This window comes from Aeromicrobium sp. P5_D10 (assembly GCF_054049535.1).
The window spans coordinates 180,820-198,120 of sequence record NZ_JBFUME010000002.1 but is presented as its reverse complement, the minus strand read 5'-3'; the positions used below and the strand labels follow the sequence as shown (position 1 = coordinate 198,120).

General features: G+C 62.4%; 16 protein-coding genes. 3 read left to right on the top strand and 13 right to left on the bottom strand.

The features are described 5' to 3' along the window. Positions 1 to 10: 10 nt before the first annotated feature. Positions 11 to 1,231, bottom strand: a complete 1,221-nt coding sequence (locus tag ACXJKC_RS02605) for an acetyl-CoA C-acetyltransferase (protein WP_456695114.1) — start codon at positions 1,229 to 1,231, stop codon at positions 11 to 13. Beyond that, positions 1,224 to 1,655 (bottom strand): acyl-CoA thioesterase, encoded by a 432-nt coding sequence (locus tag ACXJKC_RS02600; protein ID WP_396048436.1) that lies wholly within the window; start codon positions 1,653 to 1,655, stop codon positions 1,224 to 1,226. Before ACXJKC_RS02600 ends, ACXJKC_RS02605 begins: the two co-directional genes overlap by 8 nt. Positions 1,656 to 1,857: 202 nt before the next feature. Between ACXJKC_RS02600 and ACXJKC_RS02595 the strand changes: the two genes are divergently transcribed. After that, positions 1,858 to 2,469 carry a TetR/AcrR family transcriptional regulator gene (locus ACXJKC_RS02595; RefSeq protein WP_456695113.1) on the top strand — a complete coding sequence of 204 codons (612 nt, stop codon included), beginning with the start codon at positions 1,858 to 1,860 and terminating at the stop codon, positions 2,467 to 2,469. 116 nt (positions 2,470 to 2,585) lie between these two features. Here ACXJKC_RS02595 and ACXJKC_RS02590 read toward each other — a convergent pair whose 3' ends face one another. The 4 genes from ACXJKC_RS02590 to ACXJKC_RS02575 all read right to left on the bottom strand — a co-directional run bounded on the left by ACXJKC_RS02590 (position 2,586) and on the right by ACXJKC_RS02575 (position 5,501). After that, positions 2,586 to 3,023: a hypothetical protein gene (locus ACXJKC_RS02590; RefSeq protein WP_456695112.1), complete on the bottom strand. Its 438-nt coding sequence runs from the start codon at positions 3,021 to 3,023 to the stop codon at positions 2,586 to 2,588. A 717-nt stretch (positions 3,024 to 3,740) separates the two neighbouring features. Then, entirely contained in the window at positions 3,741 to 4,415 is a 675-nt protein-coding gene (locus ACXJKC_RS02585; protein ID WP_456695111.1) for a hypothetical protein, read from the bottom strand. 150 nt (positions 4,416 to 4,565) lie between these two features. Then, positions 4,566 to 4,835 (bottom strand): hypothetical protein, encoded by a 270-nt coding sequence (locus ACXJKC_RS02580; RefSeq protein ID WP_456695110.1) that lies wholly within the window; start codon positions 4,833 to 4,835, stop codon positions 4,566 to 4,568. A 168-nt stretch (positions 4,836 to 5,003) separates the two neighbouring features. Further along, positions 5,004 to 5,501: a hypothetical protein gene (locus tag ACXJKC_RS02575; protein ID WP_456695109.1), complete on the bottom strand. Its 498-nt coding sequence runs from the start codon at positions 5,499 to 5,501 to the stop codon at positions 5,004 to 5,006. A gap of 348 nt (positions 5,502 to 5,849) precedes the next feature. On the opposite strand from ACXJKC_RS02575, the gene ACXJKC_RS02570 reads away from it, so the two are divergent. Next, the gene (locus ACXJKC_RS02570; RefSeq protein WP_456695108.1) at positions 5,850 to 6,398 is read left to right on the top strand and encodes a hypothetical protein; all 549 of its coding nucleotides are present in this window, start codon (positions 5,850 to 5,852) and stop codon (positions 6,396 to 6,398) included. A gap of 342 nt (positions 6,399 to 6,740) precedes the next feature. Here ACXJKC_RS02570 and ACXJKC_RS02565 read toward each other — a convergent pair whose 3' ends face one another. Both ACXJKC_RS02565 and ACXJKC_RS02560 read right to left on the bottom strand, forming a co-directional pair. After that, positions 6,741 to 7,634 carry a hypothetical protein gene (locus ACXJKC_RS02565; protein ID WP_456695107.1) on the bottom strand — a complete coding sequence of 298 codons (894 nt, stop codon included), beginning with the start codon at positions 7,632 to 7,634 and terminating at the stop codon, positions 6,741 to 6,743. Positions 7,635 to 8,022: 388 nt separating this feature from the next. Then, a complete protein-coding gene (locus tag ACXJKC_RS02560; protein WP_456695106.1) occupies positions 8,023 to 9,213 on the bottom strand; it encodes a hypothetical protein in 1,191 nt (396 codons plus the stop codon). A gap of 258 nt (positions 9,214 to 9,471) precedes the next feature. On the opposite strand from ACXJKC_RS02560, the gene ACXJKC_RS02555 reads away from it, so the two are divergent. Then, the gene (locus ACXJKC_RS02555; protein WP_456695105.1) at positions 9,472 to 9,954 is read left to right on the top strand and encodes a hypothetical protein; all 483 of its coding nucleotides are present in this window, start codon (positions 9,472 to 9,474) and stop codon (positions 9,952 to 9,954) included. Positions 9,955 to 10,068: 114 nt separating this feature from the next. Here the strand turns inward: ACXJKC_RS02555 and ACXJKC_RS02550 are convergent, their stop codons facing one another. The 5 genes from ACXJKC_RS02550 to ACXJKC_RS02530 form a co-directional block, all read right to left on the bottom strand. Continuing rightward, the gene (locus tag ACXJKC_RS02550) at positions 10,069 to 10,881 is read right to left on the bottom strand and encodes a hypothetical protein (RefSeq protein ID WP_456695104.1); all 813 of its coding nucleotides are present in this window, start codon (positions 10,879 to 10,881) and stop codon (positions 10,069 to 10,071) included. Beyond that, on the bottom strand, positions 10,878 to 11,450 hold the full coding sequence (locus ACXJKC_RS02545; protein ID WP_456695103.1) for an RNA polymerase sigma factor: 573 nt from the start codon (positions 11,448 to 11,450) through the stop codon (positions 10,878 to 10,880). The genes ACXJKC_RS02550 and ACXJKC_RS02545 overlap by 4 nt, the downstream gene beginning before the upstream one ends. Positions 11,451 to 11,655: 205 nt before the next feature. Further along, entirely contained in the window at positions 11,656 to 13,026 is a 1,371-nt protein-coding gene (locus ACXJKC_RS02540) for a purine-cytosine permease family protein (RefSeq protein WP_456695102.1), read from the bottom strand. A gap of 165 nt (positions 13,027 to 13,191) precedes the next feature. Next, the gene (locus ACXJKC_RS02535; RefSeq protein WP_456695101.1) at positions 13,192 to 15,171 is read right to left on the bottom strand and encodes a hydantoinase B/oxoprolinase family protein; all 1,980 of its coding nucleotides are present in this window, start codon (positions 15,169 to 15,171) and stop codon (positions 13,192 to 13,194) included. Beyond that, entirely contained in the window at positions 15,171 to 17,204 is a 2,034-nt protein-coding gene (locus ACXJKC_RS02530; protein ID WP_456695100.1) for a hydantoinase/oxoprolinase family protein, read from the bottom strand. The genes ACXJKC_RS02535 and ACXJKC_RS02530 overlap by 1 nt, the downstream gene beginning before the upstream one ends. Positions 17,205 to 17,301 lie beyond the last annotated feature (97 nt).

Below are 17,301 nucleotides of genomic sequence, written 5' to 3'. Positions count from 1 at the left end.
ATCTGTGTGGTCAGTCGAGTCGTTCGACGACCATGGCCATGCCTTGTCCACCGGCGACGCACATCGTCTCGACGCCGAGCTGGTGGTCTGCGAAGCGCAGGGAGTTCACGAGCGTGCTCGTGATCCGTGCGCCGGTGGAGCCGAAGGGGTGTCCGACCGCGATGGCTCCGCCGTTGATGTTGAGTCGGTCGTCGGCGATGCCGAGTTCGCGTTGGCTCGCGATGACCTGGGCGGCAAACGCCTCGTTGATCTCGAACTGGTCGATGTCGCCGATCGTCATTCCGGCCAGCACGAGGGCCTTGCGGGTGGCTTCGACCGGGCCCATTCCCATGATCTCCGGGGAGAGCGCCGACACGGCGGTCGAGACGATGCGTGCCAGCGGCCGCAGTCCCAGCTCGCGGGCCCGGGTGTCGCTCATGACGATCAGTGCGGAAGCACCGTCGTTGAGGGGGCAGGCGTTGCCCGCCGTGACCCGGCCATTGGGCCGGAACACCGGGCGAAGACCGGCGAGACCGTCGAGTGTCGTGCTCGGGCGAGGCGACTCGTCGGCGGTCAGCACGGTTCCGTCGGCGCGGGTGTACGGCGTGATGTCGGAGGCCCAGAAGCCGTTCTCCACCGCGAGGCGGGCACGTTCTTGGGAACGCGCGGCGTAGACGTCCATGTCTTCGCGGCTGACGTCGAATTGCAGCGCCACGTTCTCGGCGGTCTGGCCCATGTCGATGTAGACGTCGGGCAGGTCGCCGAGTGCGCGCGGATCGGTCCACACGTCGGCGCCCGGATCACTCGCGGCGGCCGAGCGGGCTCGTGCGGCGTCGAAGGCCGGGTTCATAGTGCCGGGGATCGAGTCGGACTCGCCCTTGACGTAAGAGGAGCACGATTCGACGCCGGCCGAGATGAAGGCGTGGCCTTCACCGGCGCGGATCGCGTGCATCGCCATGCGGGTGGTCTGCAGGCTGGAGGCGCAGTAGCGGGTCAGCGTGACACCGGGCAGGTGGTCGTGGCCGAGCAAGATGGCTGCGACTCGCGCCATGTTGAAGCCCTGCTCCCCGCCGGGTGAACCGCAGCCGAGCAGCAGGTCTTCGACTTCGGCGACGTCCAGCTCGGGAACCATTGCGAGGGCCTGCCGGACGACCTGGGCGACCATGTCGTCGGGACGCTCGTCCTTCAGCGAACCCTTGAAGGCGCGGCCGATCGGCGTGCGTGCCGATGCGACGATGACTGCTTCAGGCATGGGTCACTCCCGGAGCCATCATCGTTGCGGCCGCGGCACGCTCGGCGTCGGTGAGCAGGCGCGAGCGCCGCTCGTCCCGGTCCCACATGACCATCGTGACCGCGGTGCGAGCGACTTCGACGCCTTGCGGGGTGCGTACGACTTCTGCGGTGGTCAGGCTCCGTTGCCCGACTCGGGAGACCTTGAACTCGACGTCGACTGCGCCGGCATCGATCAGCAGCTCGGCGACGTAGTCGATCTCGATACGGACCACGACATACTCGTCCGGGAAGTCGACGCCGATGACGTCGCGCAGCCAGTGGGTGCGGGCTTCGTCCAGCAGCGTGAGCATCGTGGCGTGATAGACGTGCGCCTGGTGGTCCAGGTCGCGCCAGCGCAGCGGAACCCGAATGACTCCAGGCTGCGTCCCGTTCGTACTCGTCACGTGCTCTCCGCTTCTTATTTCAACCAACTGATATAAGAACCGTAAAGGTCGTTCGAATATGTGTCAAGGATCATTTTTCGCTGTATCCAGGCGAGCAGGATGGTATGTTCCCAATAGATTTCAAGCGCGTTTCAAGCGTCAAATGCTCTAGATCTATGCCACGTGATCAGTTACCCTGCCGTGGTCCAACAAAGGAGTGCCCATGCCCAAAGTCGTCGACCACGACGTTCGTCGCGCCGAGCTGGCCGATGCTGCACTCAGCCTGATCGCCGAAGAAGGCATCAAGGCGGTCACGACGCGGGCGGTCGCCGAGCGGTCCGGATGGTCGACCGGCGTCATCAACCACTACTTCACCTCGCGGCACGATCTGCTGGTCGGAGCGCTGCGAAGGGCTGCGGAGATCCAGGGTCGGATGTTCCGTGAGCTGCGGCTCGACGCCACGACCGATCCCATGCAGCGGCTCGGGCGCCTGATCGAGAGCATCCTCCCGCTGGACGACCGACGGGTCGCGATGACTCGTATCTTCCTGGTCTTCTACGCCGAGGCGGGTGCCAACGTCGAGGCACGAGAAGAAGTCATCGACTACCTGCACAACTGGCGCCGGGTCGTCGCCCGCATCGTCATCGAGGCCCAGGCCGCCGGACAGATCCCGTCCGAGCTCGACCCCATGCACCTGTCGACCGAGCTGGTCGGTCTCGCCGACGGCATCGCGATGCACGCGATGTTGGACCCGGAGATCCTGGGCCAGTTCACCGGGCCGGAGGGTGTTGTCATCGACCTGGTCTCGAACGCCTGGACTATGTCTGGGCGGTGAGACGTTCCCGCTGACAGACAAGGTCAGCGGCACGACTCTCGGAGTTGCCGACTGCGCGTCCCAATCGATCATGTCCGCTGCGCGCTGTCAGTTCAGTCGGGTTCACACATGACGCCTTAGGACACGTTGTTCGCCGCCGCAGCGGCCACCTGCTTACGGTGATGCCATTTGCCGAGCAGTAATGCGCCACCGAGGACAGCCACGCCGACAGTCACTGAGATGACGGTCGTCCACCACGTATGGTTGTCGAACGTGCCGCTGACGACGTCGTAAATGACGGCGAAGGCCAGCACATTGGTCAGGTACCGCAGACGACGGTTCTCTTCCGACTGCTCACGCGCCCAGGCTGCAACCTCGGCCGTACTCTCGGCGGTGGAGCGCTCCCGCTTTACCTTCTCGCGTTGTGCGCTACCGACGGCGTCAGTTAGTTCGTCCATCTTTCGGCGATGTTCGGCCTGCTGCTGGACGACTTGGCTGGCCAAGCGCTGCGAACGAGCGACGACCTGGAAGCTGGGACTGTTGAAGATCCCGCGCAACGGATCCTTGTCGGCCATATTGAAATCGTAGTGCGAGCCTCGGACTGTTCCACCGTCGAACTGCGATAAACCATTGTTACTGTCGATGGCCGCGTCAAAGTTCTCACAGCACGGCTGATACTCCCACAGATCGGCGCCGCGCCTGCAACGCTGGAACACAGCGTGACACGGAACCGCTGGGACCCACTCGTTGAGTAGACAGATCCAGGCGGAAGTGGCCGCCTCAGCCGATTGAGCTCGTTTGTGGGGAACCGATGAGATCGGAATTGACCCATCTCCATGTTCCCTAGGACTTGTGCTCACGAGGCTCCCGAGAACACCTAAGCGAAAGACTGACTCAGTTAAGCCCCTCTCCGAGAGATCACGTAGGAAAAACGGATCATACGCGGGTTTATAACGCACAACCAGGTGCCGAAGCCCTAGCATCTGGACAAATAAGGCGCAGTCCTCCGGAAGGATGGACCGCCGTTCTAACGAATCGTGAATCTAGGTCAGGCTCCCACCCAGTGAAGCGGCAGCCATGATCACGAGGAATCGCACGTTAGTGCTCATACGCATCACTCCATTCAGAATCATCTTGAGAACACGAACCAGATTCAGTACCAGTTTGATTTCGTCGCTCAGACTCAGTCCAATGAATACAACCACGCTGACGTGCGGAATCGAACCGCAACAAGACCCTGACCTAGACCCACGATTCAGTTGTACTGCGTTCGCATCCTACTCAGGATTGGGTCAGTCACGCAGACGCTCTTCGGGGTCTGTTTCTTCTGTTAGGACCAGGTTTCCATCAGCTAGTGACTTCTCAATTTGCGCCTTAACGGCATAGACAACACGCATGAGGTCATTCAATTTCACGACGATCGCTAGTTTTAGCGTGTCCTTCGAGGCGACGTTCTTCAGCCGAACGCCAGCCGCATCGTCCTCATGGAACAACCTCCCGTTGATGAAGTCCATAGCAATTTGGTCATTGCCAAGAAGCTGATTCGGTCCCAGACCATTGTCTGACTCAAGACGACCCGAATAGAAGGTCGCGCCGACCAGCCGGTCCTCCGAAATGTGCTCGTTCACGAAATTCTCTAGCGGCACCAACTTCCGACTGAAGTCAACGGTGACGGCTCGACGCAACACTGCGACTACGCTCGGTAGATAGTTGTCCTCGCGCTTCAAGATGAATACTCGGCAGCGTGCTGCGGTTCCGGTGAGTTCGTCCTCGGTGTACTCGTCTACGCCATAGTCGACTTTCTTAAGCCGCATCTCCTGAGTCCCTCCATGTTGTTCCCAGGTCAGCTGTATGGCAAAGTCGCCTTCCTCCATGCCACGATGCTCGAACACACGCCCAGTGAGGGCGATCTCAGCTCGTCGAAGGAACTTTCGGATGCGTACGCTCTCTTCAACGGTGGCGGCCATATGTCAATGATGCCAAGTAGAACCGACAATTGATGCCAGGCTCCGCCCACGCCTTGTTGCCCACATTCAGATGCGCGTCGGCCGCGACTTGGGTACGCCATTCCGCCGCCTGTTGCTACGAGTCCGAAGTGCGGGCGGACTAGGTTCGGCCTACAGAAGGTGTTTCGGGAAGCCGTCCTGGTCGCTCCAAGGACCAGCGAGCTCCTTGAGGAAATTGCAAGGCCAGCGTTCGCCGTCAACCAAGCAGACCTGTGGCGTTCCGTGCGCAACGACGGTCCGTCCATCCGGATTGCCGTGGTCGTGCTTCGCAGCCTCCAGTGCATACATACGCGCGGTCGCGGCGGCTTCGGGATTGCCCGCTTGCTCGTCGTCGATGGCTGCCGCGTGCAGCCGGGCCTGTACGTACGCCAGCTCGTTCATACGCTCAGCCAACCATGCTTACGCCACAAATGTTGCGGGTTCGTGGATCCACTGCCGACTGCTGCTAACGGGCGGGTAGATCTGCCCCACCAGCGCGGTATCAGGGCGTGTCATTCCGTCGCCTGCGCGCCAAGGCCTTCCTCGTCGAGGCGCTTGGGAAGGACCCGACTATTGTCCGTTCAGGATCTGGCGCGCCAGGTACACGTGGGGTCGGAAGGTGTTCCACATGACCTTGTTCGCGGAGGCTGCTAGGTGCGCTGACCACGCGTCGGCAACGTCGATGACGTCGGTAGCGATGTTCGGGTAGTTCAAGACCGGCGCGTTGAGGCTAACTCGTTCCCAAGTCAGGTGAGCAAGGTACTTATGCAGCAGTCGGACATTGATGCTCAGCCTCGCGACGGCGTCCAATGGCTCCGGGTTCCAATCAGGTGCGAAATCCGTTCGCCGGATATCAGATCCCCGGCCGGGCTCTAGGAGAAATGCGATCAGGGCTCGGGCATGTAGATAAGCGGAATCGATGTAGGCGTTCTGCGCCATTGACTCATCGTCTGCCCCTTCTGCCTGGCGCAGCAGCGCAAAACTATGGGCCATCATCCGAATCTCAAATCCGACTGCCCCGATCGCCCGGACTCGATCGCCTTCGCTGCGGGCTGATTGCGTCACCATGCCGCAAGTCTGCCCTGATCAAATCCGCTGATGTTGCGGTCTGGCATTTGGCCGATGCGTGTCGGTTCGCCTCCCGATACGCCCAGTGCTCTCGAGAGCCGCAACCTTCGCGCCATCTAGCCGGATAGCTAGCACATTCTCGACCTGAAGCCGTTGGGATAACTTGGTCGGTAAATCCAACTCTCCCCAATCAGTCATCGAAGTCGATTGGTGACATACGGGAGAGAAGAGGAGGATCCACTACCGCGCCGACCGCGCTGATCAAATCGCCAACGTAGGCAAGACCTCCGGAACGCTCTAGAAGCCAGGCTCAGAAGCCATCGCAGCACCCAATGTAGGGTTCGCGACGTGAGTGGCCCGCCTACAGACTTTGCTCGACTCGCGCTCTTCTGTGATCTGGTCGATGAATACGACGACCTGGCGGCTGCACTTCCACTGGTTGAACTGAATCTTCAACTGGTACCAACTTCCTCAGAGCCAGCACCCGACCATTGGCATCGAATCGTGCGGGTGATGGCGCTCCGCAAGTTCGCGCTCAGCAAGACCGATCACGTCTATGTGCCGAGGGTGCTTGACTCAGCCCTGCGGTGCCTGACTAACCAGGACCTGGCGGCCAACGTGGAGACCTACCGGACTGATTTCCGAGGCGTCGGTCGTTCAATTGGTGTACTGGAAGGCCCGGATTTCGAACGGAGCGCGCCGGAGATCATAGAAGACCTAATCTACGGCGGGCTCTTGCACGGCGACTTTGATCGTCATACGCGAGTGAAGAGTCGCCCTCACATGACCCACGATCTATCGCTGTGGCAGTTCACCGAGGACGTGGAGCACTACATCCGGCAACTACGCGGCGTCATTGTCCGAAGCATCGACCGAGGCATCCTCGCCGACCTCTAGGCTCTCGAATGCTGATCGTCTGACCGCGCAACAATCCACCGCGTTCAGCTGCCTAGGGCTGGATCTACAGAGAAGCAACCGACGCGCGTCGCCTACTGGTCGCGCGCTAGGAGCAGTTCCTCGGATTCCGGCACGACACCTGGGGCCGGGATGTCGTCAGGCGGAATTGGGGATCCGAGCGCGAAGACCCTCCGGCCGTGCGACTCAAGGTCATCGCGGGCCATGATCTTGGCGGCCATCAGGGTGGCAGGAGCCGACGATCGCTTCGTCGATGTTCTTGGGAAACTTCACGTACGACACGCCGGAGCGGGGTAGGCCGGGAACGAAGCCAGTTCGTGCCCGCTACTGCGACTGGTTGACAGCGCGCTCGTCGGATCCTGTTACCTGCGCACCCCGAGCCAGTCGGCGGCGCTCGATGCCTGTCCCGTCCAACATTCCTCCTGACGGATCTTGAAGTGCAGTGGCCAACTCGAAGGTGGCCATTCGCAAAGGGAAGTAGTCGTCGGCCTCGCCTCTGACCACCTCTTCCAGCTCATCGCGGCTGGGTGTAGCTCCGCTCTCCACTAGGGCGGCGACTTTCATTGCAAAGTCCGGCAAAGCCAACCTCGACCCGGCGTCCGCCCGAACTCGCCAGGCGAGGAGGCGGTAAATCTGACGAGACAGATCGAAGGTTCCGATGTCAAAGAGCCACGGCCTATCGCCCTCCTCGAAGTGCCAGGCCGAGCGCCGCGGCGACCGCTCTGGCTTCCGGCCGGCAACGTCAACAAGGGCGCGAACATCGGCGGTTGCTTCTCGGCTTGTGATAGCTGGAAGTGCCTGACACGCGTCGATGATGAAGGTGGCACTGTCGAAGGCCTCGATCCTGACCCGGTCGCTTGCCGATGAGTCCTTGAACTCGATGAACGGGAAGCCAACTGATTGGCGCTTGCGTCGCCGCGGCCACCGCTGCCGCTGGAATTCGAGCGATACACCGCGGACTGTCACGGCGGTGCGGCCACGGTTCTCAACCTCGACGATGGCTACCTCGACGTTGAAGCGAAGACCTTTCTCGCCGTAAAGTTCAGACTCTTCCGACACTCGCATATTCATCGTGCGCAGCATGTTGTCGTCGTAAAGTCCGGGACTGAGCGTGACGCGGATCCAGGCGCCCTCCCGCCTGAACTTAATGACTTCCCAAAGGGCGAGCCCCAATGAAACGGTTAGGGCGACGATCGCGAGGCTGTCAGTAAGGTCCACGGGTGCAGTCTTGCGTAGACCACGGACAGGATTCCAACCTCACCGGGACTGGGTCTCTGGCGTGAGTAGGCTCACACTATGACGGCTACCGCGCATGGCCCGGTAGTACACAAACGCCTATTTCAAGAGTTCTCTGCCGCGAGTTATCGAAGGCAAAGTATGGACCGAAGGTTTTGGCGCTGAGCCTGGGTACGACGCGCAGGAGTACGGCGAGATCGTAGACGAGTGTCACACGAAGTTGAGCGAACTGGCCGAGATGGTGAGTCTCCTGGACGGCCGCAGACCAGACGCTTAGAAGCGAAGGCGCCAGGAGCCTCGCGAGATGCACGAATATGCTCGACAAGTTGAGCACTGCAACAGGTTGCGGTCACAACTGGGATCGTTGCCATCAAACCTGAGACAACGCCTCCGGCATGCGGATTAAGCGAGAGCCAAGGCGGCCGTAGATTTGCTCCGCGACCACGGTGGGAACTTGCGCATGCAGGGTTGCTCGGACACGGTGCGTGTCGTTGTCCCATTGAGGACCGTCACGATGATCCCCGTATTCGCCTCCCACCCATCGTTGAAACGCGTTCCACATGGCGAAATCTTCCAAACCCAAAGGCCCCGGTGCTTCACGCCCGATCCACGTCGCAGGATCGCTGAGGGTTTTGATCCAAGCCAGGTAGACAAGTTTGTACCTCAACGTCGGCGATGGGTGCGTCTCCGAGATCGCTGAACCATCCTGGAGCCAGCCTTCCCAGATGCTGGTCTGCAGAGCGAGCAGAGCGCCTGACACTTGCGTCATCAGGTCGTCAACGGCAAAAACCGACTCAAGAACATACTGGTTTGCGAGTAGGTCACAAGCAATTTCGTTCTTGTAGGCCTCAAGGGAGCCCCTGTAGTCACCCAGATCATTCCTCAATCGCACCCATTGTTCTTTTGCCATGCCAGGCCATAGTTGATCGACTTGGCTGTATGCATCCGCACGTTGTTGCTTGGTGGCAACAACGTGCGCCATCTCATGTGCAATGGCCCATCGGACAGCAGAAGCTGTTGTGCGTGTGGTAAAGAGTTCGTCGCGACAGGCGCGGACTTGGGCAACATTCTTGGTTCCGGCAGGCGTCTCAGGACCCAGGTAGTCGAAGATCAACTCTCGCGCATTCCATGCTTGAGTGGCCGAGGGCGAACCTGCAACAAGTAGTGAGAAGGTCGGGAAGAGATCGGCGACTTTCGAGCACAACTGAACGAAATACGTGGGGATGACCACGAAAGGGTTGGACTGACCGCGGCGGCTACTCTCCGGCATTCCGCTGGAGTCGACCACGCCCACGAAGACTGACGCCGAAGTGTGAAGATCACCCTCGCCTGAGTCTTCGTGCGGCATGCGCCAACCCTCGAGCCAAGACTGAATGTCCCGAGTGGAGGCGTGGGTGAAGTCGCCAACCGGGCCGATGCTCTCAAGAAGCCACTGCTCATTCTTCGGGGCAAGCGGATTGGTCCCTTCAAAATGGCGACGCGATTTTTTCAGGCGCACGGATGACTCCGTAGCTCTCTCGGCGATGCTGAGAGAGGGATACTCGGGGAGGAAATCTGGCATGGTCGGCAAGATACTCGGCCACTCAGGCTAGATGTACGAAATCGGTCGCCAAGTTGTTGCCCAATTATGCGTCAGGCTCGTCCAGGTCCTCGTCCTCGTGACCTTCTACGGAATCGCGAGTTCGACCGAAGCAACCGCAGCGAAGCAGGTCTGTCCGAATCGCGCCGCTTCTCACAAGGCAAGAGGACGTGCGTCTTTCCGCCACGATCCGCCGTCGAAAGACTCGTGCTTGTCGGATGCCGGTCGTATTATCACCCCATGGCATGGGCAGCTCTCGTCGTCGCGATCCTTGCGCTTATCGTCTCCATCATTTCTGTCGCATATACCCACCGGCAGACTCGAGCCACTGAAGGCCAAGCCGAAGCCGCGCGCAGTCAGGATCGTCGAGAACGCCGACCAGAGATCAGCGTCCGGCTTGAGAAGGCTGTCAGCGCGCCCGACAATTCGGCCGTCTACTATTTGCGTAACAACGGGCCTCAGGACCTGGACTCGGTTGTCGTTCACCGGCCCCGCCCGGACGACGACATCACCTATCCCGTGGCGCGTCGCGGAACTGCTTACGGCGACGAGGCGGACCTCGGACCGATTCAGATTGGTCAAGAGTTGGCATTCGTACTTTGTATGGGGGTCTCGGAGGTCGTGCCAGAATTCCGCGTCCGCGTTGAGTGCCGTCGTGGCGAAGACACTTGGCCCAGCAGCCATCTCCTCGAAAGTCCGCGCTTCTATCTCGGGATCTACTAGGGCCGGGGACGCGTTCCGGACTCTAACTGCTGACACGAGCACCCTTCGTCCCCTACCCCGCTATTCCACCTTTTATGACTTACTTGACGACGCCTGACCGCCAGCGACTCAAGGTCAGCCCGTGGTCTGTCGCCGCGTGCTGCCGTCGGCAAGGGTCACGGTGTAGCTCCACGCACCCATCACTTCGAGGTTCTTGCTACTGGGTTTGTCCGACGGCCACCAAGCGGCGAACCGTCCGTTGTTGACAGAAGCTTCGACGTCGAAGCCCAAAGGAGTGTGCACCATGACACCGGTGACACCGCTGCCCACATAACCATAGGTCCAGGTGAGCCAGCTTTCCCCGCGGAACCACCCTTCATCGATGCTGGTCGCTGTGCTTCCCATCTCGAGAATGCCATCGCTTGCCACCGTCGGCGTCTCAGGCTCCGTGTCATAGCTCCCGAAAACCTCGTGACCTGCAGGGTCCTGGCCAACAAGGTGGTTGCGCATCAAGCAAGTCGCCTCGCCGGTGGGTTCAGATACGAGCACGTAGGTCCACTTGCCACGTCGCTCGGCGACCAAGGTCGCCCCACCCTTCGCAGGCATACCGATGTCAGCGCGACAAGTGCTGGCGGCCGCAGACGTCTCCGCCGGGGTAAGTAGCTCGGGCGTCGGCGTCCACGACGCGAGGGCAGAACCCCCGCCGAACACCAGGGCGGTCGCTGCAACTCCTGCGACACCCAACAGACCTATCGGCAACAACAGTCGCGTCCGGCGCCGCCGAGGGCGATCGAACCCTACTGGCGGCGATTCAGCTATGGGCGTCGCGATGATGCGGACGAACGTGTCGTCGGCGTGTTGACGCTCCGCCTCGGTCAGGTCGGTCTTCGGTGCGGGGTCAAGGTCGCGCAGAGCGGCGGTCATCTGGTCGCTGGTGTGTTTGTTCATCGTGGGATCCCCTCGGAGGTAGGGCTACTGGGAAGACGATCGCCAGCGGAAGTGGAGTCGAGGTAGCGCCGCAGACTACGCCGGGCACGAGACAACCGCAGGCGAAAGGCGGTGGACGAGATGTCCAGCACGACGGCCGCCTCGGGCGCGGTGAGCCCATCGAAGGCGGAGAGTGCGATTGCTTCTTGGTGGGACGCGCTGAGGAGCGGCCAGGCTGCAGCGATGTCGACCCGGTAGGCAATCAGGTCGGGGTGAAGTCCGACATCGGCAGGACCGCGACGACTTTGGGCGAGACGGACCGCGACAGCAACGTGCCTGTCGTCGCGGCGCCGGGTGTTCTGGAGGATCTTACGGGCCACACCGAAGAGCCAGGCACGCGCCGCAGACAGGTCGGAGGGAACATCGTCGAGGCGGCGCCACGCGACGAGCATGACTTCACCGACAACGTCCTCAGCGTGGGTTGGGTCCACGCGTCTGCGTACGAAACCAAGCAGATCGGCGTACACCGCTTCGTAGATCTCCCGGAAACGCTGTTCACGCGCCTGCGGCGACAAAGCAGTGGACTCCATACCTTGTTCCTGTCTGAAGAAGACAAAGTGTGTCGTGCCAGTACCACTGTTGTTGACTTTGCCCGAGGGCGTCGCGATCTCAGATCATTGTTCAGGTCATGTCGAACCGATTGCGCCCATCGCGGTCAACGTAGCCCAACGGCTGAGTCTCCCGACCCAAAACCCCGAAAGCCCGGGACGCGCAAAGCACGCCCCGGGCCGTCCGTCAGACAAGGTCAGCAGCACGGCTCTCGGAATAGTCGACTGCGCTCTTGATACCAGTCGAGCGCCTCGCCCCGACATAGATCGCCGCTGCGGTGACAGCTGTAACGATCGGTCCCCACGTCGCCGCCCAATCCGGACCGGCCTCGAGAAGCGTCAGTCCGATCACCGAACTGATGACCCAGGCGATGACGCCCGGACCGCTCGCGAACTTGACCCGTTCGGTCTCGGCCAGGTTCGGGTCGATCCCTTCTCGACGGTCGACCAGGATGTGGCAGACCGCGATCGAGACCCAGCCAGTGACCAGCACGCCCTGCCAGTTCAGCGCTGTGAGGATGTAGCTGAACACGTTGGTCAGCATGATCAGATACATGATCGTGGAGCCGACGAGCACCCACACGACCCGTGGGAACTTCAGCCGCAGGAGCTCGCGTCCCAGCGTTTCGAGGTTGCTGGACGAGAGGTAGTAGTTGGCCGTGTTGATGCGGGTCTGACTGATCCAGACCAGCAGCACCGCCCAAATGCCCATGACCTGTGTCAGGGCTACTGCGACGCCTCCCTCAGTGATCGTGGCGCCGACATACTCACGCAGCGCGTACGCCAGGAAGATGCCGATGACGCCATTGGCCAGGAAGGCCAGGCTGTAGAACACCCAGCCGAACGTGACGGTCCCGTGGAAGGCCCGATCTTCCTTGCGTCCGAGGCGGGCGAAGTCGACCGTGTACATCATCAGGATCCAGACACCCATGTAGATGCCGAAAGCCAGAAGCCAGCCCGGACCGCCATGCGACAGCGAAATGTCGATGTCGTTGCCGAACGAGGTCCAACCGCTGGGCTCGCCCTTGACGCCCGCGACGACAACCGCCGCGATGAGGCCGACCGCATAGATCGGCAGCAGGATTCCGTTGAACCGGTCGAGCCAGTTGCGCACCCCGCCGAACACGAGCGGCGTCGAATACAGGACGACGATCAGGTACCAGATCTCAATGGGCCAGCCGAGGGACGAGCGGGTGTACGACTCGAACGTCACCGCGATGATCGAGCCTTCGAAGACTCCGTAGTACAGCGCAGTTGCGGCGAAGACGGCCGTGGCCAGCAGCGCACCGACCTTGCCGAAGACGACACGCGAGAACAGCTCGACGCTGAAACCGGTGTCGATCGCGTACTGGCTGAGCAACCGGTTGACGGCGCCGAACACCGCCACCGTGAGCACCATGCCGATCACGGCGTTGTTGAATCCGACGACCGAGGCGATGAGTGCTGAGAGGTACAGGTAGAACATGGCCGATACGAGGGACCACCAGCCCATCATCAGGGAGATGCGCGGAATGCGCGCGACCTCTTCCTGAGCATTGTTACTGTGAACTGCGGGCATGACTTCTCCTTGCTTCATGTGTGGGATGTTGCAGACCCGCCCCGAGCCGGGCGGGTGGGATCGGTGGTGCAACACCGAACCCCACCCGGCATCACGCATCGGCGCGATACCAACGGTCACGGAACCGGTCCGCCGCCTCGCAGCGACGGACCACCTCCGTCTAGATCACGACCAGCCGGCGAGCGCGCGGCGCTTGAAGCTCTCGCGGAACTGTCCGGTCGTGGTGGGCAGCAGCTCACCCGTGCCCCAGTCGACGATGACGCCGTAGCGACGGATCATGTCGAGCATGTCGATCTCACCGGCGCGGTAACGCTCAGCGAGGGCGACGGGGTCTTCGTCCAACCAACCGACGCGCGCCTCTGAGATGTCGGAGCGCAGGCTGCGGGTCGCGGCCTCGTCGACCTCGTACAGATCCAGTTCCGGATCGATCGCCTTGATGACGACGCCGTAGTCCTTCGCGGCGCGGTTCAGCGAGACGTAGCCGTCGATGACGTCGTCGAGGACGAGGTCGACCTCGCGCTTGAGCGGATCGCCGTGACCGCCGCCGCCGGCGCTGGGCCGGGTGAAGCTGTCGCCCGACTCGATCGCGACGTTCGAGAACACGCTGCCGAGGAACCGCTCGTTCTCGGTGTCCTTGTTGAGCCACACACCGTGCGGGATCGACGGCAGACCGCCTTCGATACCCCAGGTGATCGACCGCGCACGGTCGCAGCAGTACGACATCACGGTCTTCTCGGCGTCGGTCAGCAGACCGCCCTTTTCGACGCCGCACCCGCCACGGAACTCTCCGGGACCACCCGAATCTGGACGGATGCTGTGGGTCGTGGTCAGCACGGGACAGAGACGTTCCTGCCCTTCCAACGGCTGGACCGCGAGTCCCGGGCCGAACACCGGCGCGGTCGCATTCGAGCCGTCCTTGGTGCTTCGGCCACCCCATCCGCCGGCCATCCAGTCGTACCACATGAAGTACGGACGACTCTCCTCTCGACCGTCACGTCCGCCGACCAGCAGGTACTCGAGGTTGAACGAACAGGCCATGGCCCGTTCCGGCACGATTCCCGACCAGATCTCGATGATCGAGCTCATGAGCTTCTCGTACGCACCGGAGCAGAAACCGGTCACCGCGATGGGCCAGCCGGCGTTGACGACGGTCCCCTCGGGGCCGAGCTCACCGAGCACCGCGCGGTAGAAGCCGGAGTTGAGCGGGATGTCCGGGAAGAACGTCTTCGTCCCGGCGTAGAGCGCCGAGTACGTCGCTCCGTACCCGCTGTTGAGGAAGGTCTCGACGGCGGGCGCGCTGCCTGCCAGGTCGTAGGTGACGGTGTCACCCTTGATCGTCATCGAGACCTTGATCGGCACCAGGGCTTCTTCGGCGCCCGGATCGGCGTCGAGGTAGTCGACGGCCTCCCAGGTTCCGTCCGGCAGCTCCGAGAGACGGTGCCGCATGATGTCCTCGACGTAATCCTGCACCTCGGCCATGGCCTGGACGATCGTGTCCTTGCCGTACTTCTCGACGAGGCGGAAGAGCTCGCGCTCGCACACCGCCGTCGCCTCCGACTGGGCGTGCAGGTCACCGAGGCCGACCAACGGCGAGCGGGTGTTCTCGACGATGAACTGTGCGACGTCGTGACGGAAGACGCCCCGGTCCCAGATCTTCAACGGCGGGATGCGCAGGCCCTCGCCGAAGTGCTCCTTCGCGTTGACGTCGAACGAGCCGGGGACCGTTCCGCCGACATCGGCCCAGTGTCCCTTGTTCTGCGCGAAGCCGATGATCGTGTCGTCCACGAAGATCGGACGGATGAAGCTGATGTCGTTGAAGTGGGTTCCGCCGCGATACGGATCGTTGATCGCGAAGACATCGCCGGGATTGATCTCGTCGCCGAAGTACTCGATGACGGCCTTGCACTGGAAGTGCAGCGTGCCGACGTGGACGGCGATGTCCTGGCTGCCCTGCATGACGGTGTTGCCTTCTGCATCGCAGAGCGCCGATGAGAAGTCGCGGCAGTAGATCACGAACGAGTAGCAGGTACGCAGGATCTGCTCGCTCATCAGGTCGACCGAGGTCGTGAAGGCGTTCTTCAGGACCTCGAACGTGACGGGATCCAGGGTGCGGCGGTTGGCGAGGGTGTCGAGCTGGGTGCTCATCAGGCCTCCTTCAGGTGGATGCGGATGTTGAGCCACTCGTCGATCTCGGCATGAGTCGACGGCGGCACGACGGTGGTGGAGTCGAACTGGTCGAGGATCGCGGGACCGGCGATCTGGGTACCGGCCGGCAGTTCCTCGCGCTGGTAGACGGGCGTGGCAACCCATTCGGTCTCGGGGAACCAGACCTGACGGGTCGTCTTCGGTGCCGGCGGCTCCTTCTCGCTGGCTTCCTGGACGGCGAACGCCGGCTTCGGCGTCACGCCGATGGCCTGGAGTCCGAGCTGATAGATCTCGACCGGAGTGTCATCGCGGCGGAACGCGAACTCGCGCTCGTGCTCCTCGTGGAAACGTGCGACGGCCGCGGCGAGCGCGCCCTCACCGGTGCCGACCTCGACGACTAAGGAACGCCACTGCCCGCGGTAACGCATGGAGGCATTGCGCTGCAGGAGCGCGTCACCCGGCTGGACGCCTTCTTGGTCGAGACGCTGGGAGGCTTCGCGTTCGAGGTCGAGGAAGGTCGACTCGAACTCGGCTTCGTCCGCCTCGGCGGCCAGGCACGAGAACATCGCCGAGAGGTCGTGGCGGATGTCGACGAGCAGGCAGCCCAGCGCAGACGTGACACCGGGGTTCGGCGGCACGATGACGGTCGGGATGTTGAGTTCACGGGCCACCTCGGCTCCATGGAGAGCTCCGGCACCGCCGAATGCGACAAGCGCGAAGTCGCGCGGGTCGTAGCCGCGACGGATCGACACGAGGCGAACCGCGTCGGCCATATTGGCGTTCGCCACCTTGACCACGGCACCAGCCGCTTCCGCCAATTCCAGGCCGAGAGGCTGGGTGACCTGCTGGAACGACTTCTCGGCCAGTACGGGTTCGAGCTGCTTGGCTCCACCGGCGAGTGCGGTGCCGAGACGACCGAGGACGACATTCGCGTCGGTGTTGGTCGGCTGATCGCCGCCGCCGCCATAACAGGCAGGTCCGGGACTCGCGCCGGCCGACTGGGGGCCGTTGCGCAGCGATCCGGCCTCGTCGATCCAGGCCAGCGAGCCGCCGCCGGCGCCGATCGTGAGCACCTCGATGCTGGGGAAGATGATCGGGTAGCCGTATTCGACAGACCATTCCTTGGTCATCCGCAGTTCGCCGTCGTGGACCAGGCAGATGTCGGTGCTGGTACCGCCCATGTCGAGGCCGATGGCATTGGAGTAACCACACTGGGCGGCAACGTGCTTGGCCGCGATCGCGCCGGCGGCGATACCGGAGGCCGCCAGACGGACGGGGTACGTGCCGACCATGCGGGGCGTCATCGAGCCGCCGCCGGAGTGCAGCAGGAGGAGGTCTCCCCGGTAGCCGTCGTCGGCGAGCTTCTTCTCGAGCCGGTTGACGTATCCGGTGACCAGGGGCGCCAGCACGGCGTTCGCGACGGTCGTGTTGAAGCGGTCGTACTCGAAGATCTCGGGCAGGATCTGCGCCGACGTCGAGACGCTTGCCTCGGGCAGGATTTCGGCGAGGATCTCGGCCATGCGGAGTTCCTGCGACGGATTGGCGTACGAGTTCACGAAGCAGACCGCGACGGTCGTGACGCCTCGGCGGGCCAGGAGCTCTGCGACCCGGCGGGCTTCGTCCTCGTCGAGCGGAGTGATGACGCGCCCGGCGGCATCGACCCGCTCGGTGACCTCGAAACGGTCACGCCGACGGATGTACGGCTTGGAGACATCGGAGTACGCATCCCAGAGGTCGTCCTTGGTTCCATCGCGGATCTCGATGACGTCGCGGAACCCGCGGGTCGTCACGAGCGCGGCTTTCGGGAAGCGGCGGGTGATGAGCGCATTCGTCGCGACGGTCGTGCCGTGCGAGAACAGCGTCACGTCCGAAAGGTCGATCTCGGCGCGCTCGACGCCGGCGATGACGGCAAGCATGGGGTCGTCCGGTGTCGACGGCACTTTGGTGACGCGGACCTGATGTGTGTCCTCGTCGAAAATGCAGACGTCGGTGAATGTTCCTCCGACATCGACGGCGACTCTGAGTCCAGGCACGGTGTTCCTCCTACCAACTGGGGCTGCCTATGTGGCAGTGATCACATGCCACGATGCTCGCTAGATCTGGCCCAGTCATTGTCACTGAGTGACAACC